Annotated in this window: 2 protein-coding genes; both read left to right on the forward strand. The window is 38.9% G+C overall.

Annotation, left to right across the window (positions count from 1 at the left end):
- On the forward strand, window positions 1-991 hold a 991-nt coding region (locus H7254_RS03150; RefSeq protein WP_301931602.1), incomplete at its 5' end, for an ABC transporter substrate-binding protein.
- Window positions 981-1,597, forward strand: a 617-nt coding sequence (locus H7254_RS03155) for a hypothetical protein (RefSeq protein WP_301931603.1), incomplete at its 3' end; no start/stop codon positions are given. The genes H7254_RS03150 and H7254_RS03155, both read left to right, overlap by 11 nt.

Raw genomic sequence — 1,597 nt, forward strand, 5'->3', positions numbered from 1 at the left:
CCTGCAGATAAGCGCCGGGCAAGGCAACCAGATTGTTTCTATTTTAATGAGCGAAAAAGAAGCGAAGAAAACCGCAAGCGATATTGATATGTGCTGGATAAACGGAGAAACTTTTTACCAGCTCAGGCAGATAAGTTCATTGTATGGGCCATTCGTAAATAAACTTCCTAATTCAAAATATATCAATTTCAACAACCCATTTATCAAGTATGATTTCCAGGAACCTATTGAAGGAATGGAATGCCCGTGGGGAAATGTTCAGTTGTGCATCATTTATAATAAAAACAAAGTACAGGCTCCGCCCAAAAACAGGGCGGAGCTTGCATTGTATGTAAAACAAAATACCGGCAGATTTACCATCGGGGCAGATTTTACCGGTCTTACTTTTTTAAAATCTTTACTGATTGATATTGCTGGCGGTTCAAAAAACATGATGGGGAAATTTGATGAAGCAAAGTATACAACATACTCTCATCAATTATGGGATTATATTAACAGCATTAAACCATATTTCTGGAAGCAGGGAAAAACATTTCCAAATGCCGTTGCACAAATCCACCAGATGTTTGCATCAGGTGAATTGTATTTTACCATGAGCAATAACGATGGCGAAGTGGATAACAAAGTGGCTGAAAAAATATTCCCGGAATTTGCCAGGTCGTATGTATTAGATGCCGGCACCATACAAAATTCGCACTATCTCGGTATCACTAATACAAGCGGACATAAGACGGCTGCGATGGCTATCATCAATTTTATGATCTCACCCGAAGCACAATTAGAAAAGAATAAATCCACTGTTTGGGGCGACGGAACAGTACTGGATATTGCAAAACTGCCCGATACATTGAAATTAAAATTTACTGCGTTACAGGAAAGAAAATACGGCCCACGCCGGGCAGATATTCAATCCAAAGCGCTGATAGAGCTGGCACCAGAATACATGATACGGCTTAAGGATGATTTTAGAAAATATGTTATTGAAAAATAAAATAGCAAACAGGTTTGGGCTTAGCGCTTTTCTGATGATGGTCGCCATACCATTTGCAGCAGGATTGTTATATGCATTATTATACTCTTTTGGTTTTAGTGGCGTACTGGCAAATGGTTTTACATGGATGCATGTTTCTGCAGTAATGAACAGTACTGAAGTACTGCGGTCAATTGGCTTTAGTTTTTACGTAGCTGTTACTGCCATTATTATTTCACTAGCTATTGCATTACCCGCTGTAATTGCTTATCATCAAACCATAACTGAAAGCAAACAATCATTTATTGTATATCTGCCTCTGGCTATACCAGCTATTGTTACGGCATTTGTATCATTTCAGCTATTGGGAAAAACCGGATTATTATCCAGGCTTTTTTACCGGCTTCATATCATTAATGACCTGCAACAATTTCCTGACCTGATCAACGATAAGTTAGGTATCGGTATCATTGCCACGCATGTGCTGATGGCTGTACCTTTTCTACTAATCTTTTTTTCTAATCTTTTTGTTTCTGAAAGATTAGCGGCATTATCAAACGTTGCTGCCTCATTGGGTGCCAATAAAAGGCAAGTGATGTACCGAATGGTTTTACCAGTGCTGCTGAA

Source organism: Ferruginibacter sp. (genome assembly GCF_014377975.1).
Classification (GTDB): domain Bacteria; phylum Bacteroidota; class Bacteroidia; order Chitinophagales; family Chitinophagaceae; genus Ferruginibacter.